The sequence below is a fragment of the Tepidiphilus succinatimandens genome (genome assembly GCF_006503695.1).
Lineage (GTDB): Bacteria > Pseudomonadota > Gammaproteobacteria > Burkholderiales > Rhodocyclaceae > Tepidiphilus > Tepidiphilus succinatimandens.
On sequence record NZ_SBIK01000001.1, the window covers coordinates 270345 to 295272 of the forward strand.

Here is a 24928-nt window from a genome sequence, read left to right on the forward strand (position 1 = left end):
GCCATCTCCTTCAGATAAAGTGCGCGCCAACATCCGGCGCAGGCTCGCCGCCGCCAGCACCCTTGCCCTGCGCCTCGAGCCGTGAAAGTCGCGCATCCAGCTCGGAGAGCGTCTTGTCCTTCTCGGCCAGAGATTTCTTGAGCGTCTCGATCTCGGATTCCTTCTCGGTCACCGCCTTCTTGAGCTCAGCCATTGCTTCACGGTCATCTTCGGCTTGCGCCGCCTTTACCGTCTCATCCAATACCTCGCGCACGATGGCGCGCACCTCGTCATGCGTCATATCCCGCTCCTTCTGGAAAAACCGATGGAAAAAACGCTTGCTGCTGGCGATGCGCGCTGTGCCCGCGAGACTCAGACCTTCCACCGCTCCGGACGCGATCTCCTGCCATAGCGCCTCATCCTCTACCTGGATGCCCACCGCCCAAGCCCCTGGCTTCTCGTCGGCAAAGATCGGATCGCCGCTTCGCACGATCCAGCTCTCGGCCACGAAAGCGGGCACAGGCTCGAATCCGTGCTCCACGTCCACCGCCCGCGCGCGTGCCTCGCGCATGAACGCATCGGCCGCCTTGCGGATCGTCTCCGCATCGGCATAGTCGCCATGCGCATCCACGTCATCAGGCGCATACACGATCCCATAGACGCGGTGCAGTTGCGAGTCGGCCTTGAGTAGCCGAACGCCTCCGCCGCGCGAATCGAGCGCCTTGAGGATCACCCCGCGCCCGTTGGCCGGGCGCTTGACCAGTGAAATCCACTCCACGGTGAGATCAGTGAGCTTTGCCATGCGATCAGTGTCGCGCATTCGCCGTCGTCCGTGCGCATGTCTTCACCATATATGGTGATCGGCTGGCAGCAAGGCCGGACGCGCGATGGATACTTGACGCATGCACATCGACCTCATCAAGTCAACCGCGCTAGACGCCATCGCTGCCGCTGCGCAACCCGGAGAACGGCCGTGGCCGGTGGCTCCAGCCCGCATCGCTGCCTGGTGCGCAGCCGACGCCACCCATGCGCGCGCCCTGCAGCTCAAGGCCGAAGGCATCGCCAGCGGGGGACTCATCGGTCCGGCCGCTGACCGCGCGCTCGAGCTCCTCGGCGGCGCTGCCGCACTCATCGAGTGCGCACTGGATCTGGAAACCTACGGCAACCTCTTCCTCGAACGCGTCAAGGACGGCCGTGGCCGGCTCGCCGCGCTGCGCCGCCTGCCCGCCTGGAGCATGGCGCTAAAAGAGCGCGACGGGTTTCGCCAGCGCGTCTGGAACGGTCAAAAAGAAGTCGTCACCGACTACGCGCCCGATGAAGTCGCCTGGCTCAAACTCCCCACCGTCGCCCCGGGATGGTATGGGCAACCGTCATGGATCGCCGCATCCGGCGTCATCGAGCTGCTCGATGCCATCACCCGCTACAACACGCGATTCTTCGAGCACAACGCCGTGCCAGATCACCTTATCAAGGTCTCCGGCGGTAGCCTCACTGACACGCAGAAAGAAGCCATCAGGGGATTCTTCCAAAGCGAATTCAAAGGGCTTTCCAACGCCCGCAAAACCCTGTTCATCGCGCTCTCCGAGGGCCAGACGCTCGAGATTACGCCCGTTGCCCAACCCAACGACGGCAAATTCATCGAGCTCTACAAGACGGCGCGCGAAGTACTCCCTGCCGCCCACGGCGTTCCGCCGCGCCTCTTGGGGATCGCCACGCCGGGCGCGCTTGGCGGGCTATCCGAAGTGGCGCAACAGATGCACATGTTCGAGACCTTCACTCTCGCCCCGCGCCGACGCCTGCTCGCGGGATTTCTACGCCGCGAAACGGGACTCGACATCGACCTGGCCGTGATCGACCTCACCCCGCCAGGGCAGGACATCGCTGCGCTGCCGCCGCTTATCGCCGCCGGCGTCATGACGCCTGACGAAGCGCGAGCCTGGATCGACCTTCCGGTCGTCACGCAGAAGTCCGCCGAGATCGATGGCGAACTCGCCGCCGCGCTGCTCGCCGCCATGGGCGGCTGATGGGGCGACGAATGAAGCTTGACCAAGCAACCATCGCCGACATCGTGCAGCGAATTCGCCAAGGGAAAACGCTCAGGGAAGTCGCCGCCGAAACCGGCCATGCCTACGGCACCATCCAGCGCATCGCCGCGCGCAACATCGGCCCTGGCCTGACGGGGAAACGTCCGCGCTACAACGACGACATCCGTCATGAGGCCCGCCGCCGATACATGACGGGCGAGCCCATCGCGCTGATTGCCAAAGCCGTCGGCGTGCACGAGAACACCCTCCGCGCTTGGGCGCGCGACTACGGCTGGCGCGAAGAACTCGCCCAGCTGCGCCAGATGCCAAGCCATCTCGACGAAGAAATCGCCCGCACCGTAGCGCTTTTGCGCCAGAGCAAAGGTGGAAAGGAATCGCACAGGCTCGCCATGCGCCTGCGCATGCTGCAAAAGGCGCGCGATGGCCTGCTCAAATCCCAGCCAAAGCCCCGCGACATCCCGCGCGTGGCCACAGCCCACCATGCCGATCTGCTCGCTCGAGCGCTATCAGACGACTATGGGCTTTTACCCTACCAGCGCGCATTCCTCGCCGACGACGCGCGATTTCGCTGCGTGCTCAAGGCGCGCCAGATCGGCTTTACCTACCTCATCGGCCTATCTGCCGCGATGGGGCTCGCCGCCGGGCGCGATCAGGTCATCGTCTCGGCCTCCGAAGACCAAGCAGCGCTCGTCATGCAGCACCTTCGCGACCATGCCGAACGGCTGGGACTCGACATCGAACACGACACCGACCGTCAGGTGCGCATCGCGGGGTCTACTGCCACCGCCTTGTCCACCAACTGGCGCACCGCGCAGGGCTACACGGGCGACGTCTGGTTCGATGAATTCGCCTGGGCACCACGCCCGGATCAACTATGGGGCGCCATCGTGCCCGCCATCACACGCGTTGGCGGACGCGTCACCGTCTGCTCCACCCCATGGGTGCCCGGAAACCTCTTCTGGAAGATCGCCACCAATCATCAAGGCAAGTATTCCTACTTCTCCCGCACCACCATCACCATCCACGACGCCATCGCCCAAGGCATGCCGCTACCAGGAGGACTGGACGAACTGCGACTCCTGTTCGATGCCGCCTCATGGGCCATGTTCTACGAGTGCCAATGGGCCGAGGAAGAAGGTGCGATCCTGCCATGGGGCCTGCTCGACGAACTCGCGCAAGACATGCCCTCGCCCGCAGGCAACAAGCGTGGCGCTGCGCCGCGCTTTGGCCGCATCCGCATCGGCATCGACCTCGGGCGCGTCGCCGACCGCACCGTCATCGTCATCGTGGGCGAATCCTTCGACCCTATCGCCGACGTCGGCACCGGCCACTATCGCGTGCTCGCCTGGCACAGCCTCCATCAGGCCGACTTTGCCACCCAGCGACGCCACATCGAAGAGGCCATCGCCCGCTGGCAGCCGGAACGCGTCGACATCGACCGCTCAGGGCTGGGTTGGCAGCTCGCCGAAGAACTGGCCCGCGCCCATCCCGGGGTCGTACAACCGCGCGCCTTCACCGCGCCCATGAAAGAACGCCTGGCGCTGGGGCTGATGCGATTGGCCGAACAAAAACGGCTGGCCATCCCGCGCGACTCAGCCCTCATGGCTAGCCTCCATGCCGTAAGACGCCTGCCGTCCGGCAACAGCATCAAATACGACGCCCCGCGCGATGCCTCGGGCCACGGCGATGCCTTCTGGGCGCTGGCCCTCGCGCTCGACGGAGCAACCCCCATCAGCCGCACCACGGAGGTCGAGCTATGGTAAAACCCATAGACACCCGACAGCTCATCGGCCAGCTCGCCGCCCAGATCGAAGAGATCGCCACCCGCCAAGGCAGAATCCCCTACCGCACCGGGCAACTGCAAAAGAGCATCACATCCCAAGTGCTCTCCGACACCGAAGCCGTGGTCGGCAGCAATCTCTTCTACGCCCGTTTCGTTCACGACGGCACCGGCATCTATGGGCCGCTACAGCGAAAAATCACGCCCAGACGCAAGAAGGCGCTTTATTGGAAAGACGCGGCGCATCCGGTCAAATCCGTGCGCGGGCAAAAACCGCAGCCCTTCCTCGCTGAAGCAGTGGAAGAATTCGCCCGGGTTGGCCCCGCCCCCGCCATCATCGATCGCTTCGGCCGCGACGTGGCCGATGCCATCGCGCTCGAACTCCAACGGCAAGGGCTGGAGGTCAAGCGCGGATGAAACGCACCCTCATCACCAGCATCGGCGCATCCGCCATCGCCGTTGGCCTCATCGCTGGGTTCGAAGGCTACCGCGGAAAAGCCTACGACGACGGTGTCGGCGTGCAAACCGTAGGGTTTGGATCAACCCGCCACCCATCCGGCCAGCCGGTCACGGCTGGCGATACCGTCACCCCCGAGCGAGCCGTGGTTATGCTAGCCAATGATGCAGACCGTATTGCCCGCGAGCTCGCCGCCTGTATCGGCAACGTGCCGCTTTACAAACACGAGTGGGACGCCTATGTCTCGTGGGCCTACAACGTCGGCGCATCCTCCGCCTGCCGTTCCACGCTCGTCAAAAAACTGAAACAGCAACCGCCCGACTACGAAGGCGCCTGCCGTGAACTCCTCAAATGGGACAAAGCCGGCGGCCGCGTCCTGCCCGGACTCAAAAAGCGACGCGAGGCCGAATATCGCCTCTGCATCGGAGAAACCAAATGACCCAGATACGCATGATGGTCATCGCCGTCGCGCTCATGGCCGCATTCACTACCGGCGTCTTCCTCAAAGGGCGAGCAGACGCCGCCAACATCGCGCGGATTCAAGGTGAGATACAAGCCATGCGCGCAGCCTATGCCGAAGAAAAGCGCCAGCAAGCCGAATCCGCGGCACGAGCCATCGCCGCTGCGCAAAAGGCCGCCGACGACGCCGCCTCGCGTGCAGCGCGCCTGCAAACCCGCCTCGAAGAGGAGAAAAACCGTGTCAAAACCGCGTTATATGGGCTCTCTGACCGCCCTTGCCTTGGCAGCGATGCTCTCGGCCTGCTCGAGCAATCCCCCGGCATTGCCCTGTCCGCGCCCGCCGGCAAGCCTGCTGGCGCCCCTTCCAGCGCTTCCGCCTCTACCGGTGACCAACCCCACGCCAGCGAGCGCGACCTCGCCCTCTGGATCAACGACGCCGCCGCCCTATACGAAACCTGCCGTGCCCGCATCGACGCACTGAGGGAATGGGGAGAAAAACTCGATGGCCGATGATGCAGACCGCGCGCAAGACCGCATGGAATGGGAAGAATCCTTGCGCCGACGCATGCCCCTGCCGCAGGGGCCGAAACCTACCGGTTACTGCCTGTGGTGCGAATCCACTCTGCCACCAGACCGGCGCTGGTGCGACGCCGACTGCCGCGACCACTGGCAGCGCTACCAGCGGGCGGATGGCCGCCTACACCAGTAAGAGGACGGTATCACTGGCACTCTGCCGTCCTTGCCCAAGAGGGGCGACCGATCATGAACGCCACATCCTCGTTGAAATCGCCTCAAGCCTTCATTCCGCCCGGCCAAGATACGCCACCGTGCGCGTGCGGCACCGAAAGTGATACGGCGGCAACCCAACGTTACCAGGCAACCGATCCGTCGGCGTCCCGGAAAAATCCGTCCCATCCGGCAGCATCGGCCAAGCCGACATGGCCGCATCCATCCGCCCGGCCGCCACCGCATCCAGATACGCCGCGCGCTGCCCCATCATACGGCTGACCGCGATCACCCGCCCGTGCAGGCTGCGGCAAATAGCCGTCGTTCGCTCATCCATGCGCGCCCGGATTTGCACATACTCGATGCCCGCCTGCGCGTAGCCCCCAATGCGCCCCATCTCGCGCGTCTTGGTCGCCATCGCATCCGCGGCGAGCTCCCAATAGCTCCGCCCTTTCTCATCGATTCCTGCAAACGCCTCGCGCAGCCGCTCGGCCATCTGCGCATACGTCATGCCACGCTCGAAGTATTCCGTCACCGCGTCGGAAAGCCGCTTTTGCGTGAACGCGTCCCACGACCGCCCGATCCAGTACAAATCCCCGCGCTGCGCCAACTCGAGTGCTGCGCGGTCGGGCAGATCGAATCGATAATCGATCCCGGCGGCTCGCGCCGCCTCTTGCCCGCCAACGCGCCAGATCGCCTCGGAGAGCGTCACAACCGGGCCATCCAGCAATCGCGGCAACGCGGCAGGGCCAACCTCGGCCTCGAACTCGGAAAGGATTCTCGCTCCGTCGCGCGACTCATCGAAGGTTTCAGCAGGCGTCGCCTCCAACAACCGCAAAGCGCGCGCCGCCGCCTCACGATAGCCCTGCGTCCATGTCCGCGTGATTACCATCTGCAGCCGTCGTGCCAGCCGCTCCCACGCCTGACTGTCCTTCACCAGTACCGCGATCAGACGCTCTTTCAGCGCGCCATACATCTCTTCCATCATGCTCTTCCCACGTTCGAAACCGCGCCCCGCAGGCACGGCATGCCCGCCATCGACGAACCAATCCCTCTACCCGCTGCGTGCAAGTTACATACACATCGCGTGAGCCACACGCCGGGCACTTCATTGCATGCCTCTGGTGAGCGCTTCCCGCGCCTTGGCCAGCATCTCACGCACCCGCGCGCGCTCTTCTTCCGTCGGCGCAGGAGGCGGAAGCGCCTGCTGCGGCTGCCGCGCAGGCAACGCATCGAGCAAGAGCTTCGGCGCCGGCCATCGATCGCAGGTCGTTTCCAGTACATCGAATGCCGCATGAATGCGTGGCGCATCGAGCCGCTCATCGGCCATCGGCAAACGTGCCGCGATGATTTCCGCCCACAACTGCACCACCGCCCCCATCGACCGACCAAGAGGGCGGCCTTCCAGGCCAAGAATCACCAGGCGCTCCATGCGCGCCTTGACGATCTCCAGCATCCACGAAGGAACGATTGCGTTATTCGTCATCATGTAACCCAATCTGATTTGGGTGATGATCGTCTGGCCTGGCTGGATATTTCTGCCCAACCGACCGGATGGCCAGAATTGCCTCCTCCGTGGCCGACAGCCGACCGACGATGCGTGGAGCCGCTGACCGCGTCGCGCTTGCAGTTCCAATGCGCGCCGCCACGCTCTCGGCCACACGCCGCAGATAATTGTGATTCTCGAGCGGCCTGATATCCCCGGCCTCGCGCTTCGCGCGCATCGCCTCCACGGTTTCGGCAAGCGCCGCCGTCAGCACCGCGCCATCGTCATGCACTGCCAGTGCCTCGCGCGCCAGCCGCAAGGCCCGCTCCCAAGAAAGCGCCCTCGAGCGCGAGCGAAACAACCCCAAATACGCCACCAGCGGTCGACCAACGTCGGCATCGAGCCCGGAAAGCAGCCCCATCATCTCACGCGCCGCCCCATCCTCCGCCCACGCCTCCAGGCTCGCCTCGGCATGGCACACCGGACACCTCAATCGCATGTCCGCGCTCCAGCGCGCTTTTGCTGATAGGCAAGCGCCGCCACCACCTTGCGCAGCAAAGGCGCCGGCACCCAGTCGATCACCGCCGGCGCCTCCCCCTGCATCTGCCGGACGATCCCTAGCGCGTAGGCTGGGAAGGGCACATCGAGCGCATGGCACTGCGCCGCGATCTTGGCAATCAGTGGCGCACGATCCTTCGCCGCCACCACCCGCGCCGCAGGCACGTAAATATCCGCCCCCTTGCGCTTGTAATGCGCGAGCAATCGCATCAGTGCCGCCTCGTCCATGTCTCGGCAACTCGCCGCCCCCGTCACCGCCAGCTGCACCGTCCGACGCGCATCCTCGTCCAACGCAAGCTGCTTGGCCGCCAGATGCGCCAACGCGATCAGCTTCTTGCGCTCATTCTGACGATTCATGGCGATACTCAAGCGCCTCGGCCAGCACTTTCTCTGCCATCCGGTAGGCGGACATCTCGCGCGTACCAGACGGCATGACGCACATCATGCCAGCCAGAGCGCCCATCAGACGCCGTACGATGGCAGCATCATCGATCGTTGCCATTCCTCTCTCGATCCGCTCGACCACGTCCATCGAAAACTCCTTCCCTAGTGATACTGCCGGGTGGCCCGCTCGCGCAGGCCACCGAGCCGGATCACTTCTCCGCGCGCCAAGTCACGGAATGGCTCTTGCCCACCGTCAGGCACTGACGGATCGACGGCGCCAGAGGCTCGTCGGCATTAACCGCCATCTCGATGAGCTTCTGCTCCGGCTTGTAGATGACCTCCGTTCTCACCAGATCGGTAAAGCGGAACCCAAGCACCCCTTTGAGCCGCTCGGCATCCTCGATTCTCACCGACTCGCGCTCGACCAAGCTCGCCCGGCACAGGCCAGACACCACCAGCGCACACCCCGTGCCATGCGCCTCGATCAGCCGGCCATTGATCGCATCCAGTCGCGCCTTGAGCTCATCCATCTGCCGCTTGATCTCCCACCCCTCGATCAGGAGCCGAATACTCCCCTCATCGAGCGGCGTCTCGCTCTTGTCGACGAGCTTCACGCCGGAGGGCAACGCCTCCTCGGTCACAGTCTTCGTCTTCACTGCTGCTCTTGCCATGTTTTTCGCTCCTTTTTTGCCGCCCGCCAGCGACATCAACCCCTCTATAACTCAACGTCGAGGCCGCTTTCACGCCCCTTCCAGCTCGCGCCGCGCCGCCGCCACATGCGCCTCAGCCAACGTCTCGCCAGACGCCTGCGCCATCATCCGCGCAAGGCGCAGCGTCTTGGCCAGCGCCCTCAGCGCCCCAAACCCCGCCCGGCCCGCGATCTCGCGCACCTCGCGCCAGCTGCCAGATGCCCCATAAGCCGCAGCCACTGCCTCGATATCCTCGCGGCTGGCCGCCGCGATCCGCAGCCGCTTGCCGATCCGGGAAAACAACCGATCCAGATACGCCGCCCGGCTGCCGCCCGTCATGCGCCCATACACCAACTCATTGCCGATCAACGCCAGCCCGACTCCCGCCGCATCGTGGATCGAACGCAGCGCATCCAGCGCCGCCACCCCAAGATGCTGCGCCTCATCCACCACGATCACCCCGCCAGTGCCGCGCACGCGCACCACCACCTCGCGGTGAATCCGCGCCGGCGACTGCGGCACATCCCGCAACCCGACGGCCATCGCCACCTCCTCAAGCGCCGCCGTCACCCCGGCATGCCCCGGCGTCATCGTCGCCAGCCACACGCTAGGCCGCGTCGCCGCATAGCGCGTCGCCGCCAGCGTCTTGCCCACGCCTGCCGCGCCGTAGATCACCGCCACATCGGCAGCCATCTGCGCATATGCCAGCGCCGCCTCGATGCGCTTGGCCGTTGCCGTCTCCACGAACCCCACATCCTGCGGCAAGCTCGCCGCCGCCCGCTCGCGCCGCGCCGCCAGCCACGCCGCCAGCTTCTCCAAAAGCTGCGACGGGTCAGCCGGATACGCGCCCTTCAACACCTGCGACAAGCTCGTTGCCGAAACCCCCGCCTCACGCGCCACCTGCGCCTGCGTAAGCCCCGCCGCGATCAGCGAGCGCACCTCATCCAGCACCGCAGCGCCGCTATCCACTACCTGCTCGATCACATCCGCCATGGATCCACTCCCTCTACATTGATTGCCCCTACTGCCCCACCGCGCGGGACAGTCCCAAAACCGCCGCCTCTGCCAAGCGCGAATAACGCTCCGCATCAGCACTGGAAACCGCGCACGCCGGCTGCGCCGCCTGCACGATCTGCACCACCGCGGGCTGCGGCGGTGCCGATGGAGACACCTCGGGCAAACGCGCCTCGATCTCGCCCATCCTCCGGATCGCATCCAGCTGCTGGCGCGCCGCGCGCTTCGCCTGCGCCTTCATCCGCGCATGAGCCACTGCCGCCGCCTGGTCATCAAAGCGCGCTAGCATCGGCTGCGCATCCGCAATGTGCACACCATCGAGCCGATCCACCCGAACCGGCAAATCCAGCCGATCCGGGTCGAACCGCACGATCACCTTTTTGCCCGCAAACGCCATCAACTCCGGCGACCCATAACGGTTCCCCAAAAGCTCAACCGACCCGTCCGCGCGCACCGTCACGCCCTCAGCTGCCAGCAGCAACACCGCCCGCTGGCTCGGCGCAAGCTTTCTCACCACCTGACCGGCATACAATCGCGCAAACGCCGCATCGAACGACTCACCCTTTGCCGTCTCCGTCCGCCGCCCGCCTCTCGCGTTATGCCGCGCGATCCCCTCAGCCACGATCTTCTCGAACGCATCCCAATCCATCGCCTTCGACCCATAGTTCTCCGGCTTCGCATCAGGCTTGTTCCCCGTGTAGGCCCCCGCGCAGCGCGGGTCCTTGGCGATCTCCTCGCACAAATCGCGGAACGCCCGCTCGATCGGCTTCGCCTGCCCGTGAAACGGCGTAGCCCAATGCACCTCGACGCCCAGCATCGGCAACACCCCAAGCGGCTCATCCTCTCGCACCTTGAACCGAAAGCGCCACGGCACGCCGCCCGTCATCACCTTCGCCCCAAACTCGCGCCCGTTATCCATCAACGCGTGCTGCGGCACCCCGTAGGCCTCAACCAGATCAGCAAAACACAGCTGCACCGACAACGCATTGAGCGTCGGCGACAACCGCCACGCCAAAATCTTGCGGCTCGCCACATCCTGCCAAGCAATCAAATGCGGCCGTCCAACCCCGCCCCCAAAACGCTCGGGGAGCCGCACGAACACATCGAACCGATGCCCGTCCGCATTCACCCACTCCAGCGCCCCGAGATGCGCCACCGAACGCTTCAGCGCAGGCAACCGCTCCTCGAGCGCCCGACGCCCCTCTCGCGCCAAGATGGCCACCGCCGACGGGATCGCCTTCAGGCGCCGCTCGAACGTCGCATAGCTCGGCACCTCCCATCCCATCGCCGGCGCCGCCGCGCACAAATCCCGATACACCCGCAGCGCCGAAGGCTTCTCTGGCCGCAAATACTGCGCCAGCGCCCAATCCCACGCCGGCCCGGAAAACCGCGCTTGGCGCCGCGCCTGCACCCCATAATCCGGCGCCAAGAGCGGAACCCAATCCTCGACGGGCTGATCGAACACCCCGACTTTGCCATGGCGGCCATACCACCATCCCAGCACCGTCGCCGCCGACTCGCCCGCCGCGGCCGCCGCCTCCGTCAGCGCCCGCCGCACGGGAAGTCCCGCATCCATTGCCCGCTTCGCCTGCAACAAAATCTCGAACCGACGCCGCGCCTCTGCCTGCACCGACTCCGGCCGCTTCAAAAACGCATTCCACAAAGCATCCGTGCGTGAAAAAGGCCCCGCCGCCGGCGCTTGCGCGCCAGCGGCAGGCAAAGCCGGCATCGCACCGGCGGAGGAGGCCGGGTACTCAAAAGCGCCCCCGGCAGGCGCGTCGATCAGGGTGGGGGCAGCCGGAGTCGAACCGGCTCCACGGGGTAGCGGCCCGTTGCCAGCGTCCGCAGCTGCCGTCGCAGCGCATCCGATCTGGTACCCCTGCGGCATGGCGGCGCCGCCACCCGCAGCGAAGGTGTATCCCACACCGCCCCCACGGGTGAGTCCTCCCGCACCCGTGGCGGCGGGGCTAGCATCGACGGCAGAGGGAACGGCCGCCGGGAAGGACTCGCCGGTAGAGGCGGAGCGAATCGCCGACACCGCCTGCTCGGCGACGTGGCGCTCCACGGCCGCCCGCACATCGGCAGGCAGCGCATCCAACGCATACACCCGCCGCCGCCCGCCTCGGCACGTCTGTTCGGTGTATGGCCAACCTTCGCGGGCGGCGCGACGCTCGGCGCTCCTCTTGGATATTGCTATCGCTTCTGCGATTCGCTCAATCGTCAGGTTTGTCATTCGACAACCCCATCCTTGAGTCCGAGCAGCACGGCGACCTTGTGCGTCTGCCCGCGCCGACCTTTCAGGCGTCCCCTTAGCACCTCATAGACGATCCGATCGGAAAAGCCATGTTCACGGGCCCAATCGCGTACTGACTTGCCGCGCCGATCAAACTCACGGCGAACATCATCGATAGACTTTGTCGGTTGACTCATGTTTGATGTAACCTTGTCGAACACAGTGCAATAATATTCGACAATAGACAAACATGTCAACCGTCAATCGACTAATTTTTTGTTCCCCACTTCCCCGCTTACAAGTGGGGAAGTGGGGAATTTCCCCGCTTTCGCGTTCCCCGCTTTCGTGTCGCACTTGTCGCGCTTTCGTGTCGTACTTGTCGCACTTGTCGCGCTTTCGTGCGTCGCACTTTTTCAAAGGAAGTACGACATGGATATAGGCGACAGGATCAAAGCATGGCGCCACGCGCTTGGCCTGACACAGGACGAGTTCGCAAAGCGAGCAGGGATTTCAAAAGCAACGCTTGTCGGCTATGAAGTGGGGCAGAGGAAACCAGGAGCTGACGCTTTAGCAGCCATCGCCAAGACCGGATGCAACATGACATGGCTGCTTACTGGAGAAGGTGATATGCTGCCGAAAACCCGCGTCAGTGCTGAAGAAAACGCGAGCCAGTACGCTCGACGCTTGGAAAAAATCATCGCCCTCGTGGAGGGCATCGAGGACGAACAAGAGCGCGCCGCCTTCATCGACGAGCTATACGCCCGCGCCCGTCAGACGGCGGAACTAGCCGAACTCCGCAAGGCCGTCCGCGAACTCTCGGCGGCCATCAAAAAGATGGCCTGACCGCGTTCAAACGCCGCTTAAACCATTTTAAACGCCGCCAGCCCACTGCCTGAACAGTCGCAAACCAAATGATCAAAAATCTGAATTTTCGACTTATCCACAGGTGTGTAGCAAACTGGCTCCGCCCCAAAAACTGCACACAACCCTTTGAATCCACGCAATTTCCCGCGCCCCCGCCCCTCACACTCATCTGTATCAAACCAATTGATCACACACACTGGCTTATGCGCCCAGTCGCGACTACGACGGACGATTCGGGCATTTCGACTTCCGCAAGCACTTCTACGGCCGCATCGGCGACTTCGACAGCAAAGAGGAGTTCGAATGTGCCTGCCAATTGGACATGTGGGCACAGCAGGACCGCATCAAGTTCTGGGTACGCAATCTCGTGCGCCGCGAAGGCTGCTCCTTTTTCCTGCAGAAAGCCGACGGACGCTTTTACCCGGATTTTCTGTGCCAGTTGCCCGGTTCAGAAGATAAACCGGGCCCTGTGCTGGCCGTCGAATACAAAGGCGCCGACCGTTGGAGCGGAGCCGAAGATGACCGCCTGATTGGCGGCCTGTGGGCCAGTCTGTCGCAAGGCCGCTGCCGCTTTGTGATGGTCACAGATAAGCGCTGGGATTGGATCGAGGAAAAACTGGGGTGACGAAACTGAGTATGAGCGTGAAAAAAGACACTCGCAGCAGCCGTTCGGGTGGAATCGAGGATTGATCCCAACACACCTGAATCCCTAAACCTGGGACGCATCGACCCTGAGCGGGTGGATGCCACGACGAAGGCCGAGATCGCCTGGCAAGTCGCCGCCAATTATGCATATGACATGAAAAGCACCGCACGTTTTGTACGTCACATCCGTCTGCGTTTGGGGCTGAGTCAGGCGGAATTCGCCGAGCGAATCAATGTTCCCCTCGAGGCCACCCGTAACTGGAAACAAGGTAAGCGCCGCCCCACGAGGGCCGCCAAAGCGCTACTCAAAATATTGGACAAAGCACCGGAGGCGGCCTTGGTCGCATTGCACTGAACAACGGCCGCACACACAAACCCAAAGGGACACCTTTATTTCAGCCGGATGGCCGGCATCATGGCCGCCAGCGCGACGCGCTCACGGGTGCATTTGTCCTGCAAAACGAAACCCGTTGGCTCACCGCTCGCATGGTCCAGATACAAGGCCCGCAAACCGTCCTCCGCGATCTGAATATCCCAGTGACCAAGCCGCCCGGCGGGAGGAGGCGAGACAACGGTCGGACAGGCCGGTGTCTTGAGTACGATAGGCATCGCCGGGTATATCACCGGCTCGGGCCGACCGCACAGCGTAGTAGCCAGTTTCATGGCGCCCTTCATGATTGGCATAACATAAGGAAGAAAAATTCCATCTAGTTCGACACAGTCACCTAGTGCGTAGATATGAGGGTCGGAGGTGCGCAAGAAAGGGTCGGTGACGATGCCCACGCCAGTCGCCACGGTAGCCGTCCTAGCCAGAGCGAGATTCGGCCGCACGCCGATTGCAGAAATCACCAGATCATAGGGTCGCCACCTGGCCTGGCTGTCCACGACGATTTGGCGTTCGCCGTCCCGGCAGATGGATTCCAGCCGTGTCTCAAGATGAAAGCCGACACCGATTGCCTCTAGCCGGTTGCGTAAGCGCTTAGCAGCAACGGGAGGAAGCAGTCGTCCCATCGGGTTTTCGAGCTGGTCGTACACATCGACGTCAAAACCACCGAGACGGAGGTCGTTGGCAAACTCGCAACCAATCAGGCCGGCCCCGATGATAGCAACGCTACGCTTGCCCTGCAGTCCCGTGCGCAGCCGCGCGTAGTCAGCCAGACTGTTGATGGATAAGACATCCTTAACGCCCTCACCGACCAGCGATAGGGGAATCTGCGACGCACCGACAGCAAGCACGAGTTGATCGTAAGCAAGTACTCCATGCGAACCTTTGATCGTTCGCTGCCTGGCATTGATCTCGGTAACGACAGTATTGGCCATGACGCGGATGTCCAGATCGCTTGCCAGCCGCCCGGCAGTCATCAGCACCATCTCCTCGGGCCGCTTGTTGGCGGCAAAAGCGTTAGACAGGCCGGGCTTGGAGTAGAAGGCGCCATCGTCAGCCGTGACGACGGTGATCTCCCGTTCCTTGTCGATCTTGCGCAATTCGCGAACCAGCGTGATTCCGGCCAGGCCGCTACCAATGATCAGAGTGTGATAGTTCATCTCAGGCTTTCAGTGAAAGCCAAGCTACCGGCAGGGTAGCCGCCGGCACCTGGCGAATCGGGCGATCAGTCGCCCGCGAACTCTTCGTAGGCGCGCACAGCTTCGGCGGCGTACATTAGCGTCGGTCCACCGCCCATGTACACGCAGATAGCCAGTGTTTCCATCAACTGCTCACGCGTCACGCCAAGTTTAATCAGGGTCTTGACGTGAAAACCAATGCAGGCATCGCAGCGTGAGGAAACACCGATGGCCAGCGCTGTCAGTTCCTTGTGCAAGGAGGACAATGCGCCATCGGCCAAAGCGGCTTGCGACATTTGACCGAAACCCTTCATCGTCTCGGGAATGGCGCTGCGCAATTTGCCCAGCGCCTTTGAGACGTCCCCGGTGATGACTGAAAACGATTTGCTCATCTCAGACCTCGGACACCCTAGCTATGGCAAAAGGGATCGGATTGCGCAGGGTGTTTGCAACCGGCGAGTAGTAGCTAGCTTTCTGCACGATGTCGTCGAGCTCTTCCTGGCTGGCATCTCCCTCAACAATAACCTTGACGCGGATTTCCTGGAAACCCATCTCCTCTGGCTTGCGTTCGGCACCACCGGCTCCCCAGGCGGCGGTATTGCCGATATCGGCTTCCATGAAAATCTCTAGACGGGAAAGCTTGATCTGTCGATATGTGGCGATGGCAGTGATGCCGACGCCGAGGCAGCCGCCGAGAGCGGAGAGGACAATCTCGCCGGGCGCCGGGGCAGTGTTCTCGCCAAACAGGTGTAAGGGCTCATCAACGACCACTGGATTGTGGATACCGGTGAAACTCCAGGAACGGAACTGCCCTTGCATGACAGTATGGACCTTGTTAGTGACGCGGTACTCAGGGTTCTCCCTACCTCTAGCGGCAAATTTCAGTAAACCGTCTCGATCGATTGGACGGAGGTAGGTTTTTGTGGTTTCTGCAGACATGATGTTCTCCGTTGGGGAAGTTAAAAACGCGAAATTCAGGCATGAGCTCCCCTGTCAAACGCACAGGCCTGAAACGGGGTGACTTTTGTAGAAAAACCACCCCAAAATAGGATACAGATCAGTAGGTCTTGTACGGCAGGAACTTGCCCGACATGGTGATGTTGACGCGATCACCCAGAGGGTTTGGCTCGCGTTGCAGATCCATCTTGAAATCGATGGCGGACATAATACCGTCGCCAAATTCCTCGTGAATCAGTTCCTTTAAGGTCGTGCCGTAGACGCTGATCAGCTCGTAGAATCGGTATATCAGCGGATCGGTAGGTACAGCCGTCGGTAGCGACCCTTTATAAGGAACGACCTGAAGCAGCTTGACCGCCTCTTCAGGCAAATTAAAGGTATCGCCGAGAATTTTGGCCTGCTCGGCAGTAAATGTCATTTGGCCAAGGCAGCCAGCGGTGACCCACTCCTTGGACAAGCCGATTTTGTCGGCGATATCTGCCCATTTCAGACCCTTGTTTACCTTGGCTGCAATGATCATTTCAGTGACGTCGTTGCGATTCATGATGTTTTCTCCTGGGTAAATATTAGTGATTGACGGCCTGCTTGAATTGCCGCAGCTGGCGAAAGGTGGTCATCTCTGGCTCCGTCTCTTTGAGCAGACCAGGCCGGACGACCGGTGGATGCTTCGCATCGTGCAGCACGGCGGCGTCGCTACCGGCGTAGTCCTTCGAGCGATTGACTAGGAAATCGACCAGGTGGTTACGGATTCGGTAGAACTGTGGATCGTGATGCATTTCGGCGCGTGTTCGGTCTCGTGGCATGGTGATCTCAACGATTTCGACGATCTTGGCTAGCGGGCCGTTGCTCATCAAGATCACCTTGTCGGCGAGCAAGATGGCCTCGTCGACGTCGTGAGTGATCATGAATACGGTCTGGCGCGTAGCCTGAACGATCTTCAGAAGCTCATCCTGGATGGTGCCCCGGGTCAGCGCGTCGAGCGCACCGAAAGGCTCGTCGAGCAGCAGCATCTTCGGTTCGATGGCGAAGGCACGGGCAATGCCGACGCGTTGTTTCATGCCGCCCGACAGTTCCGCCGGTTTCTTGTGGATAGCCTGACCGAGGCCGACCATTTCCAGATAGTGCGTGCTGTGTTCAGCAATCTTCGCCTTCGACCAGTCCGGCCACTTTGACTTAACGGCGAAGGCTACGTTGGCAAGCACACTCATCCAGGGCATTAGGGCATGGTTCTGGAAGACTACGCCGCGATCCAAGCTGGGGCCAGCGACCTCTCGGCCGTCCATAATAACGACACCGTCGCTAGATTCCTCGAGACCAGCCAAGATATTGAGTATGGTCGTCTTACCACAGCCGGAATGGCCGATGATGCAGACAAACTCGCCTTTGTCGATACCAAAGTGGATGTTCTCGAAAATCGGTGTTAAAGTTCCCGGGTAAACTTTTTTCAGTCCTTCAACGCTGAGAAAATGCTGAGTCATTGTCATTACTCCCGGTAGGTGACGAATTTCTGCAACACGCCGAAGATCTGGTCGAGAATCATACCGACGAAACCAATCATGACAACAGCGAATATCACGTTGTGCAGTGCCAGGTTATTCCACTCGTTCCAGACAAAGTAACCGATGCCAATGCTACCGACCAGCATTTCGGCCGCGACAATGACCAGCCAGGCGATGCCCATCGAGATGCGCATGCCGGTCAGGATGGTCGGCGCGGCGGCCGGTAAAATCACCTGAAAAGCCTTGCGCAGCGGACTGACTTCTAGCGTCCGGGCGACGTTGATCCAGTCCTTACGCACCGAAGCGACGCCGAAGGCGGTGTTGATCAGCATTGGCCACAGCGAGCAGATGAAGATGACGAAAATCCCGGAGACGTCCGAGTCCTTGAGGCTGTACAGGGCGATCGGCATCCAAGCGAGCGGCGAGATCGGCTTGAGGATCTGGATGAAGGGGTTGAAGGCCTGCAGTAACAAGGGCGACATGCCTATGGCAAAACCAAGTGGCAGGGCGACGATGACCGCCAGCAAGAATCCGAGGGCAACGCGACCAAGCGAATGGGCGAGCTGTATGCCAATGCCCTTATCGTTCGGCCCGTTGTCGTAAAAGGGGTCGGATAGGTATGTGATGAAAGCCTCGCCGACCTTGCTTGGCGTCGGGAATCCGCTCGACTTCTCGGCCCCCTTACCCATCAGTACGGTATACTCGGCATCAACGCTGCTCAACGTCGCCTGTTCCCTGGTGAAGGTGGCCAGCGACCACATCCCCAAGAACAGGAGAAAGAGAAGCAGCGAGATCAGTGCCGCCTGGAACCCTTGGGGCTTGAACATGGTCCGCTCCTCAGACTTTCTTGATGGCAAAGCTGTTGACGTAGTCATCGGCCTTGGGCGGGTCGAACTCCTTCCCCATCACCGAGAACTTCTTCATGTTCTCCTTTGGCGGATTCATGCCAAGCTCCGCCATGTACTTACGCGCGTCGGTCAGGCGGTAGACCTTTTCGGCGATGTCCTTGTAGCGCACCTCACCTTTAACGTAGCCCCATCGCTTCATCTGTGAAAGGATCCAATAGGCCATCGAGTACCATGGGAAGGGGTCATAATCAACGCGTTCTGGCACATTGCGCACATTGCCCAGGCCGTCGGCAAACTTGCCGGTGAGCACCTGCTCAAGAACTGTCTTCGGCTGGTTTAGATAGTTGGCCGGCGCTAGAACTTCGGCCATGATCGGCCGGTTCTTCGGGTCTCGGGCCATGGCTGCAGCCTTAAGGATGGCACGGTAAAGGGCGGCGAAACTGTTCGGATTCTGCTGGATGAACTCGGTCGGGACGGCGAAGGAGCAGCAGGGATGTCCATCCCAGATTTCGCGTGAGAGGATGTGGATGAATCCCAGTTCGTCATAGACGGCACGCTGGTTAACCGGATCGGGACCGAGAAAACCGTCGATGTTGCCGGCGCGAAGATTGGCCACCATCTCCGGCGGCGCAACAACACGCAACTGGACGTCGGTGTCCGGATTGATGCCATATTCGGCCAGGTAGTAGCGCAGCAGCAGGTTATGGATCGAAAACTCGAAGGGAATAGCAAACTTGAAACCCTTCCAGTTCTTTGGGTCGCGGTTGTTCTTGTGCTTGTTGGCCAGGACGATGGCCTGACCGTTAATATTCTGAATGGTCATGACTTCGATCGGCACAGCGTTCGAACCGATGCCCATTGAGATGGCCAGCGGCATCGGCGCCAGCATGTGGGCCGCGTCGTACTCCTTATTCAGCACCTTGTCACGGATCAGGGCCCAGCCGGCCGTCTTCATCATCGTGACATTTAGTCCTTCGTTCTTGTAAAAACCCAGCGGGTCGGCCATAATCAGCGGACTGGCGCAAGTAATAGGAATGAAACCGATCTTGAGGTCCTTCTTCTCCAGAGCACCTTTTTCCTGGGCCATGGATTCCAGCGCGCCAAAGGGGATAAGCGAGGAGATCGCTGCCCAGGCCGTCGATGCACCGACGGAGCGCAGGAAATTGCGGCGCTCCGCATCCTGCGGGAACAGCGCCCGCATCACCGTGGCCTGGATCACGCGTTGGTTCAGCGCATCGACTTCCGCCAAGTCATGGTCGGCTTGCGAGGCATGCTGACCACAACTGCAGGTGTGCAGCGTGCTGTTCGGGTCAAAGGGGTTGTTCAGCAACATGATGAAATCCTTAGGGCTTTAAGACTCTATATTGCAGAGCAAAATTCGTTCCACTCTGATCGTATGTAATCTAACAATCTGTTTTAATTTATTATTTTTTCAGTCTACCGAAAGCCTCGTTGTTGCTGATGCACGCAGTTGGTGCATCCATGCCGACCATCAGGACTGCAACGGCTCAAAATCAGCCTTGGTAACGCCGCACTCCGGGCAGTACCAGTCGTCAGGAATGTCGGCGAAGGGGGTACCGGGTGCGAGGCCGTGCTCGGGATCGCCAACAGCCTCGTCGTAGATCCAGTTACACACCTTGCAGATCCATTGAGTTGTTTGGACGGTTGTACTCATGGCTTTCCTCCCGCTCACATGCCGTCGCAACTGTGGCCGCCCTTGATACGAGCGATTTCGCGCCGTAGGTGCTTGATCGCTGGGGTGACGATGGCAACGAAGTAGGCTTCCCTTAGGCGCCGCTGTGCCGGATTGCGCACCAGATAGCCCTTGGCACCCTGATAGAGCATGGCAGCGTTGGCTGCCCTCAGGCACAGTTCGCCAATGGCCAAGCGCAGTTTCAGGATGTCCAGAGTGTGCTCGCTGCCCAGGCCCTCGGATAGCTCATCGGCGATGTCGTACACTGCTATACGGATGCTGTCGAGAACGGTCTCGATGTCCTCGACCTGGTCGTCAAGATACTGATTGACGTGGGCATGAGTACGGTTCGACTGGTGCATAATCTTGCAGCAGGCATCGATTAAGCCAAGTCCCATTCCCGTCTGAGCATGGATCATGCCAGGTTTAATGCGTTTGACGTATTCCGCCGAATCGCTCGTGTGGGCCAAAACCATTCTGTCTGGTATGAACGATTCCTTGAAATGGCAGGCCAGTGTGCGCGTGCCGTCGATGCCTATAAAGTGTGCACAGTCCACCAGCTTGAAGCCGGCCTGGCTGCAATCGACAAGGACGAAGATTAATTTGTTGTCCTCGCCAATGACCGGACAACCGGTGGTAAAGACATGGCTAGTACCTAGGTTTGAAACCCACGGAAGGACACCGTTGATGACGTAACCGCCGTCTACACGCCGGGCTGCGAGGCGGAATTCCTCGATCGTGTCGCAGGACTTGATGGTGTTCGAAAGACCGGTTCCCGCGAGTTGCTCCCCGCTGACGATGCGCGGCAGAAACTGCTGCTTCAGCCAGTCGTTGTTGGACATCTGGATGTAGCGGGCGCAGGCTGTCTGACACCAGACGAGGAATGCGCTAGACAGACATTCTTTGGCCACCATCTCCATGACTTGAATGACATGCTTCATTCCCAGCCCGTTGCCACCATAGGTCGGATTGACGGCCCCCCGGTAGCCACCGGCTTGGCCGAGGGCGAGCAGAAAGTCTTCCGGATACTCGGCCTTGAGGTCGACATCAAGAACCTTCGGTACCAGTAACTTGGCGATGACATCTCGAATTGCGGCAAGTCCGTCATCGTCCGGGACGGTCGGGGTAAATGGACTCATCTGGGTGGCGACAGGGGCATCAAGGGTAGTAGCAGACATGGACAATCTCCTGAACTGAAAGACTTTCACCGTAAGAATTTTCTTGTCTTCATCTAAGCAACTACCGTGCCAATCATTTAGTTATATAAAAATCAATGAGTTGCATACATCTCACGAATTGTGCGCATGCACAATAAGTGCACAAATTGTTCACAATTTGTTTTTTTCAGGCTGAGGGATAGCCAACACTTGGATGCGATAATTGAGCTGGCGCAAGGTCAGGTTGAGCGCCTTAGCCGTGCGCGACTTGTTGCCACCGTGGACAGCCAGAACAGCAGCAATGCGGTCGCGTTCGCTCGCTGTGACGGTCTGGTAGGAACGAATTAGCGAAGGGCTGTCAGAGATAATGGGTGACATCGTTGCTGGCGGTGCCAGGACCTCGACAGGTTGCCCCTGGGCTTCGGTAACCAGTACGTAATCGACCATGGCCTCGTCGATTTCGTCGCTTCGCGACAGAAGCACAAGGCGCTCGCAAACGTTGTACAACTGCCGGATGTTGCCTGGCCATGGATACGACACCAGGCTACGCATCGCTTGCGACGTGATCAGGACGTTGCGCTGATAATGCTGGTTGAGTTGTGAAACGAAATAGCGAACCAATAACTTGATATCGCCCATACGTTCGCGTAGTGCTGGCAGGCGGATGGGGATTACGTTGAGACGGTAGAAAAGATCAAGACGAAAGCGTCCGTTACGCACCAGCGCCATCATGTCCTGATGGGTGGCAGCAACGATGCGCACATCGACCCGAACCTCGCCGCTCCCACCAAGACGCTCGATAACCCGCTCCTGAAGCACGCGCAGCAACTTGACTTGGACCGGCAGTGGCAGATCGCCGATCTCGTCGAGGAAAAGGGTGCCACCATCAGCCTGTTCGAAACGGCCGATGCGTTGCTTGCTGGCACCGGTGAAAGCGCCTTTCTCGTAGCCAAACAACTCAGCCTCGAACAGCGTCTCCGGGATAGCAGCGCAATTCACTTTGACAAAGGGTTTGTCGCGGCGATGACTCTGCAGGTGCAGTGCCCGAGCGAACAGTTCCTTGCCGGTCCCCGATTCGCCAAGAAGCATGACAGTGGCGTCGCTTCCCGCAACCTGCTCCAGTTGTTCGAGCGCAGCAATCAACTGCGGTGCCTCACCGATGATTCCCCAGTTTGACTTTCCGCCCTGGCGCTGCTGTACGGTAGCTCGCAAACGCTGATTCTCTTGACGCAGATCAGCGGTACGCTTGTCGATCAACTCCTCGATCTTGAAAATCTGGCCGATCAACTCCGCTATCATCTTCAACACCTGTAAATCTGCACCAATTTGGCGCTGACGTGAGCGCAAACGATGCACACCGAGGACACCGATCACTGTGCGGTTGACCATAATGGGTAGGGCAATGAACGACACAGTCTCGTTCGGCAAAGTCTCGCGCTTAACTGAACGGGCGAGATATGCCGGCTCGTTGTCGATATCCTGGATGATCAAAGTCTCTCCGGTCTGCAACACCCGCCCGGTAATTCCTTCGCCAGGAGCGTAACGCCCGCGTTCGATCTCTGCCTTAGTCAGGCCATACGCGATGGCGATGCGCAGCTCGCCCGTCTCCGGATCCGGAAGTACCACGCGCCCGCGGTTCAGGCCGAGCAGCTCAGAAAGCAGGTGCAGCATCTCCCTGATCGCTTGATCCTTTGGCAACCCACGGCTCAGCAGCCGAACCGCTTGACGGATCAGCAACTGCTCCTGGTCGGCCAGTTCTTCCTCGGGTTTGTTATCAGACGTAATGCTCTTTGCCATGGGCGCTCGAATGATTGATGAGAGCCACAAACAAGCAAGATGCTTGCCATGATCCGAAAATCACGGATTGAGTCCGGTATCTGTAGGGTGTAGCCACCGATTCAAATCGGTAAATTTGACGTTACGGGACGTTAAAACTCCTCGCTATCGGTCCATTCAGCGGCCCCGCGTCGTCGGCTCATCCTTGTCGAACGACACGCTGTCGGAGATACCGCGGATATAAGTAGTAGTGCGCCGCGAGCTAAAATCGTCAGGCGCGGCGCTCAGCCGGAACGGCACCGAGTAGAGCATCTTGCGCACCTGGATGGTGCTGGAGGTGATAACGCGCACGGTCACTTCGCTGTAGTCGGTGCTGGGGCAACTGAGAAGCGGCTACAGCGCGCCACGCTCGACGGTGATGCGGACATTCTCGTGCACGTGTCCCGGATTGTTGCGGGCTGACGTCATGCCATAGTGGGCGCGCAGGGTGGCATAACGCTCAGCAAGATCCGCCTCGCTCTCTCGACCCAGGTTGCGGAAGGTCGCCGACAGACTGTCGGTGCGGTGCTCCGCGGGGGTCCCGCCGAGGCGCTCCAGCGCGTGGGGCAGACCTTCAGCCAGCGCCGGGTAGCTCTCGCCACCGAGCACCACCTGCACGTCGCACCAGCCGCTGCATGTTAGGCGGAAGTGATAGAGCGACTTGCCTGCCCTTGACTCGGCGTTGCAGGGTACGCGGCAGCCTGGCCGGATACCGGCCAGGATACTGCTCCTGCAACCAATCCAGCAGGGTCAGCGCCTGCAGGCCCGGAGCAACGACCTTCTGGGTCTGACCTCGTTGACGTTGCGACATACAGCCGTTACAGAGGGTTGCCGAGATTGCGCAATAGTCGCGTATTGGTCAGCAAGGACTGCGGCTCACCGATCACGATGCGCGCAAAGTCAGGGTGACGTGGGTTGAGCAGGTAGTTGCGCTCGGCGGGCACCACCGCGCTGGGTACGCTCAAGACCGCCGTCCGAGCACTTTTGAGCCAGGCCAGCCCCAGGGAGCGCAAAACCTCCCTCTCGCCGAGGGTGCGCCAGTCTGCTGGTAGCTGGTCGATATCGATACGCGTCTGTGGCAGATCGTCGGGTAACTGTGCCGGGATCAGGACGTAGTGCGCCCCCAGGGGCTCGTCCTGCACCATCAGTTCGAGCAAGGCCAAAGACTGGGATTCGGCGGTATAGACCACCTCCCAGCCTTTGGGATTCCAGCGCCCTCCGTAAGCTCGAGCACCTTCGCCGCTGAAAGCGCTCTGCGCAAAGCGTGCGGTGGTGATGCGCCAGACGGTGCGCATCAGGCAAACACCCCATGCTCGATCCGACCCAGCGTGTCGAGCACGCTCTCCGCCCCAATGTCGGTATCCAGCAGCGAGAGGGGGGTGACCCCGCCGAGCGCCGCATTCGGACTTTGCAGCCAGTTCAGGGCGTTTTCGAGGTCTTCGAAGACGGTTTCGGCGCGCTCGAGCACGCGGGCAAGGCGCACGAACTTGGCCGACTCTTCCGGCGACAGTGCCCCTTCGCGCTTGCGTCTGGCCAACGTGCGCTCGGGAATGGCCAGGGCGCGCGCCAGTTCGCTCTGCGTGATGCGCGTAATGCGCACCAGCGCGTCGACCGAGGCCGCTGGCAGGCCCTGCCGAACCAAGGGAATCCAGTCCAAGTCCCCCCGTGGTTGAGCCTGCAGCACCGATTCGCCACCGAGGAGTTTCACCGCCGAAACAAACGTGGATTCCAGACTGGCCGTGGTCATGATGCCCCCTGTTGAGCTAAAGCCATTTGGCTTTCATTCTAGTCAACAATGGCATCAACATCCATCCCGTTCCATCTTCATTCTTTGCAAGAGGAGTCTTCCATCATGTCCGCTTTGTTTTCCCCTTTCACACTCAAGGACGCGCGACTGCGCAACCGCATCGCCGTCTCGCCGATGTGCCAGTACAGCGCCGAAGAGGGCGTAGCCAATCTTTTCGACGCCGACAGCGAAGATTCCCAGGGCACCGGCCTTCATGGTGCCGATCGCGGCGCGGGTGCGCTAGGCCACGGTCCTGCCGGCGCCCTACGCCCATTGGCTGGAGCGCTACGG

31 protein-coding genes and 4 pseudogenes are annotated in these 24928 nt (G+C 61.0%); 10 read left to right on the forward strand and 25 right to left on the reverse strand.

Annotated elements, in window-relative coordinates:
• Positions 1–10: 10 nt before the first annotated feature.
• The gene (locus EPD82_RS01420) at positions 11–712 is read right to left on the reverse strand and encodes an XkdF-like putative serine protease domain-containing protein (protein ID WP_170210757.1); all 702 of its coding nucleotides are present in this window, start codon (positions 710–712) and stop codon (positions 11–13) included.
• Positions 713–881: 169 nt separating this feature from the next.
• Here EPD82_RS01420 and EPD82_RS01425 point away from each other — a divergent pair, with 169 nt between their 5' ends.
• Genes EPD82_RS01425 through EPD82_RS01450 form a run of 6 tightly spaced genes read left to right on the forward strand, consistent with a single transcriptional unit; the run spans position 882 to position 5429 of the window.
• Entirely contained in the window at positions 882–2003 is a 1122-nt protein-coding gene (locus EPD82_RS01425) for a phage portal protein (RefSeq protein ID WP_141054558.1), read from the forward strand.
• Positions 2004–2014: 11 nt separating this feature from the next.
• On the forward strand, positions 2015–3787 hold the full coding sequence (locus tag EPD82_RS01430; protein ID WP_170210758.1) for a terminase large subunit domain-containing protein: 1773 nt from the start codon (positions 2015–2017) through the stop codon (positions 3785–3787).
• On the forward strand, positions 3781–4221 hold the full coding sequence (locus EPD82_RS01435) for a phage virion morphogenesis protein (protein ID WP_141054564.1): 441 nt from the start codon (positions 3781–3783) through the stop codon (positions 4219–4221). The genes EPD82_RS01430 and EPD82_RS01435 overlap by 7 nt, the downstream gene beginning before the upstream one ends.
• On the forward strand, positions 4218–4700 hold the full coding sequence (locus EPD82_RS01440) for a lysozyme (protein ID WP_141054567.1): 483 nt from the start codon (positions 4218–4220) through the stop codon (positions 4698–4700). The genes EPD82_RS01435 and EPD82_RS01440 overlap by 4 nt, the downstream gene beginning before the upstream one ends.
• Positions 4697–5233 carry a hypothetical protein gene (locus EPD82_RS01445; RefSeq protein WP_170210759.1) on the forward strand — a complete coding sequence of 179 codons (537 nt, stop codon included), beginning with the start codon at positions 4697–4699 and terminating at the stop codon, positions 5231–5233. Before EPD82_RS01440 ends, EPD82_RS01445 begins: the two co-directional genes overlap by 4 nt.
• A complete protein-coding gene (locus EPD82_RS01450; protein WP_141054572.1) occupies positions 5223–5429 on the forward strand; it encodes a hypothetical protein in 207 nt (68 codons plus the stop codon). The genes EPD82_RS01445 and EPD82_RS01450 overlap by 11 nt, the downstream gene beginning before the upstream one ends.
• Positions 5430–5519: 90 nt before the next feature.
• On the opposite strand, the gene EPD82_RS01455 is transcribed toward EPD82_RS01450, so the two are convergent.
• From EPD82_RS01455 to EPD82_RS01495, 10 genes and pseudogenes are all read right to left on the reverse strand, one after another.
• Positions 5520–6434, reverse strand: a complete 915-nt coding sequence (locus EPD82_RS01455; RefSeq protein WP_141054575.1) for a phage minor head protein — start codon at positions 6432–6434, stop codon at positions 5520–5522.
• A gap of 61 nt (positions 6435–6495) precedes the next feature.
• A pseudogene (locus EPD82_RS12315) lies at positions 6496–6558 on the reverse strand (hypothetical protein); the annotation flags it as partial.
• On the reverse strand, positions 6555–6902 hold the full coding sequence (locus tag EPD82_RS01460) for a hypothetical protein (RefSeq protein WP_141054578.1): 348 nt from the start codon (positions 6900–6902) through the stop codon (positions 6555–6557). The gene EPD82_RS01460 and the pseudogene EPD82_RS12315, both read right to left, overlap by 4 nt.
• A gap of 19 nt (positions 6903–6921) precedes the next feature.
• Positions 6922–7431, reverse strand: a complete 510-nt coding sequence (locus EPD82_RS01465) for a hypothetical protein (protein ID WP_141054581.1) — start codon at positions 7429–7431, stop codon at positions 6922–6924.
• Positions 7422–7847, reverse strand: coding sequence for a phage protein GemA/Gp16 family protein (locus tag EPD82_RS01470; RefSeq protein WP_141054584.1), 426 nt, complete (start codon positions 7845–7847; stop codon positions 7422–7424). The genes EPD82_RS01465 and EPD82_RS01470 overlap by 10 nt, the downstream gene beginning before the upstream one ends.
• Positions 7831–8022, reverse strand: coding sequence for a hypothetical protein (locus tag EPD82_RS01475; RefSeq protein WP_141054587.1), 192 nt, complete (start codon positions 8020–8022; stop codon positions 7831–7833). Before EPD82_RS01475 ends, EPD82_RS01470 begins: the two co-directional genes overlap by 17 nt.
• Before the next feature lie 61 nt (positions 8023–8083).
• Positions 8084–8545 carry a hypothetical protein gene (locus tag EPD82_RS01480; RefSeq protein WP_141054590.1) on the reverse strand — a complete coding sequence of 154 codons (462 nt, stop codon included), beginning with the start codon at positions 8543–8545 and terminating at the stop codon, positions 8084–8086.
• Positions 8546–8614: 69 nt separating this feature from the next.
• Positions 8615–9556: an AAA family ATPase gene (locus tag EPD82_RS01485; protein ID WP_170210760.1), complete on the reverse strand. Its 942-nt coding sequence runs from the start codon at positions 9554–9556 to the stop codon at positions 8615–8617.
• 28 nt (positions 9557–9584) lie between these two features.
• Positions 9585–11810: a transposase domain-containing protein gene (locus EPD82_RS01490; protein WP_141054596.1), complete on the reverse strand. Its 2226-nt coding sequence runs from the start codon at positions 11808–11810 to the stop codon at positions 9585–9587.
• On the reverse strand, positions 11807–12007 hold the full coding sequence (locus tag EPD82_RS01495; RefSeq protein ID WP_141054599.1) for a DNA-binding protein: 201 nt from the start codon (positions 12005–12007) through the stop codon (positions 11807–11809). Before EPD82_RS01495 ends, EPD82_RS01490 begins: the two co-directional genes overlap by 4 nt.
• A 232-nt stretch (positions 12008–12239) precedes the next feature.
• On the opposite strand from EPD82_RS01495, the gene EPD82_RS01500 reads away from it, so the two are divergent.
• The 3 genes from EPD82_RS01500 (at position 12240) to EPD82_RS12000 (ending at position 13674) form a co-directional block, all read left to right on the forward strand.
• Positions 12240–12653, forward strand: coding sequence for a helix-turn-helix domain-containing protein (locus tag EPD82_RS01500; protein WP_141054602.1), 414 nt, complete (start codon positions 12240–12242; stop codon positions 12651–12653).
• A gap of 343 nt (positions 12654–12996) precedes the next feature.
• Positions 12997–13299, forward strand: coding sequence for a hypothetical protein (locus tag EPD82_RS01505; protein WP_206202132.1), 303 nt, complete (start codon positions 12997–12999; stop codon positions 13297–13299).
• A gap of 48 nt (positions 13300–13347) precedes the next feature.
• The gene (locus tag EPD82_RS12000) at positions 13348–13674 is read left to right on the forward strand and encodes a helix-turn-helix domain-containing protein (RefSeq protein ID WP_206202133.1); all 327 of its coding nucleotides are present in this window, start codon (positions 13348–13350) and stop codon (positions 13672–13674) included.
• A gap of 35 nt (positions 13675–13709) precedes the next feature.
• On the opposite strand, the gene EPD82_RS01515 is transcribed toward EPD82_RS12000, so the two are convergent.
• From EPD82_RS01515 to parS, 14 genes and pseudogenes are all read right to left on the reverse strand, one after another.
• Positions 13710–14864: an FAD-dependent oxidoreductase gene (locus EPD82_RS01515; protein WP_141054605.1), complete on the reverse strand. Its 1155-nt coding sequence runs from the start codon at positions 14862–14864 to the stop codon at positions 13710–13712.
• Between the two features lie 65 nt (positions 14865–14929).
• Positions 14930–15274, reverse strand: coding sequence for a carboxymuconolactone decarboxylase family protein (locus EPD82_RS01520; RefSeq protein WP_141054608.1), 345 nt, complete (start codon positions 15272–15274; stop codon positions 14930–14932).
• Position 15275: 1 nt separating this feature from the next.
• The gene (locus tag EPD82_RS01525) at positions 15276–15821 is read right to left on the reverse strand and encodes an OsmC family protein (protein ID WP_141054611.1); all 546 of its coding nucleotides are present in this window, start codon (positions 15819–15821) and stop codon (positions 15276–15278) included.
• 118 nt (positions 15822–15939) lie between these two features.
• The gene (gene cynS, locus EPD82_RS01530) at positions 15940–16383 is read right to left on the reverse strand and encodes a cyanase (protein WP_141054614.1); all 444 of its coding nucleotides are present in this window, start codon (positions 16381–16383) and stop codon (positions 15940–15942) included.
• A 22-nt stretch (positions 16384–16405) separates the two neighbouring features.
• Complete coding sequence (locus EPD82_RS01535; RefSeq protein WP_141054617.1) at positions 16406–17317, reverse strand: ABC transporter ATP-binding protein; 912 nt, start codon at positions 17315–17317, stop codon at positions 16406–16408.
• A 5-nt stretch (positions 17318–17322) separates the two neighbouring features.
• A complete protein-coding gene (gene ntrB, locus EPD82_RS01540) occupies positions 17323–18165 on the reverse strand; it encodes a nitrate ABC transporter permease (protein WP_141054620.1) in 843 nt (280 codons plus the stop codon).
• A 10-nt stretch (positions 18166–18175) separates the two neighbouring features.
• Positions 18176–19519 (reverse strand): CmpA/NrtA family ABC transporter substrate-binding protein, encoded by a 1344-nt coding sequence (locus EPD82_RS01545; protein WP_141054623.1) that lies wholly within the window; start codon positions 19517–19519, stop codon positions 18176–18178.
• A gap of 165 nt (positions 19520–19684) precedes the next feature.
• A pseudogene (locus tag EPD82_RS01550) lies at positions 19685–19861 on the reverse strand (rubredoxin); the annotation flags it as partial.
• A gap of 14 nt (positions 19862–19875) precedes the next feature.
• Complete coding sequence (locus tag EPD82_RS01555; RefSeq protein ID WP_206202134.1) at positions 19876–21057, reverse strand: acyl-CoA dehydrogenase family protein; 1182 nt, start codon at positions 21055–21057, stop codon at positions 19876–19878.
• Between the two features lie 150 nt (positions 21058–21207).
• Positions 21208–22833 carry a sigma-54 interaction domain-containing protein gene (locus EPD82_RS01560; RefSeq protein WP_141054629.1) on the reverse strand — a complete coding sequence of 542 codons (1626 nt, stop codon included), beginning with the start codon at positions 22831–22833 and terminating at the stop codon, positions 21208–21210.
• A 156-nt stretch (positions 22834–22989) separates the two neighbouring features.
• Entirely contained in the window at positions 22990–23163 is a 174-nt protein-coding gene (locus EPD82_RS11865) for a hypothetical protein (protein WP_170210761.1), read from the reverse strand.
• Between the two features lie 45 nt (positions 23164–23208).
• Positions 23209–23508: pseudogene (locus tag EPD82_RS01565) on the reverse strand (IS21 family transposase); the annotation flags it as partial.
• Positions 23509–23669: 161 nt separating this feature from the next.
• Positions 23670–24146: an RES family NAD+ phosphorylase gene (locus tag EPD82_RS01570; protein WP_141054635.1), complete on the reverse strand. Its 477-nt coding sequence runs from the start codon at positions 24144–24146 to the stop codon at positions 23670–23672.
• A complete protein-coding gene (parS, locus tag EPD82_RS01575; RefSeq protein WP_141054638.1) occupies positions 24146–24598 on the reverse strand; it encodes a type II RES/Xre toxin-antitoxin system antitoxin in 453 nt (150 codons plus the stop codon). The genes EPD82_RS01570 and parS overlap by 1 nt, the downstream gene beginning before the upstream one ends.
• A gap of 105 nt (positions 24599–24703) precedes the next feature.
• Here parS and EPD82_RS12470 point away from each other — a divergent pair.
• Positions 24704–24808 (forward strand): annotated as a pseudogene (locus EPD82_RS12470) (oxidoreductase); the annotation flags it as partial.
• Between the last annotated feature and the right edge of the window lie 120 nt (positions 24809–24928).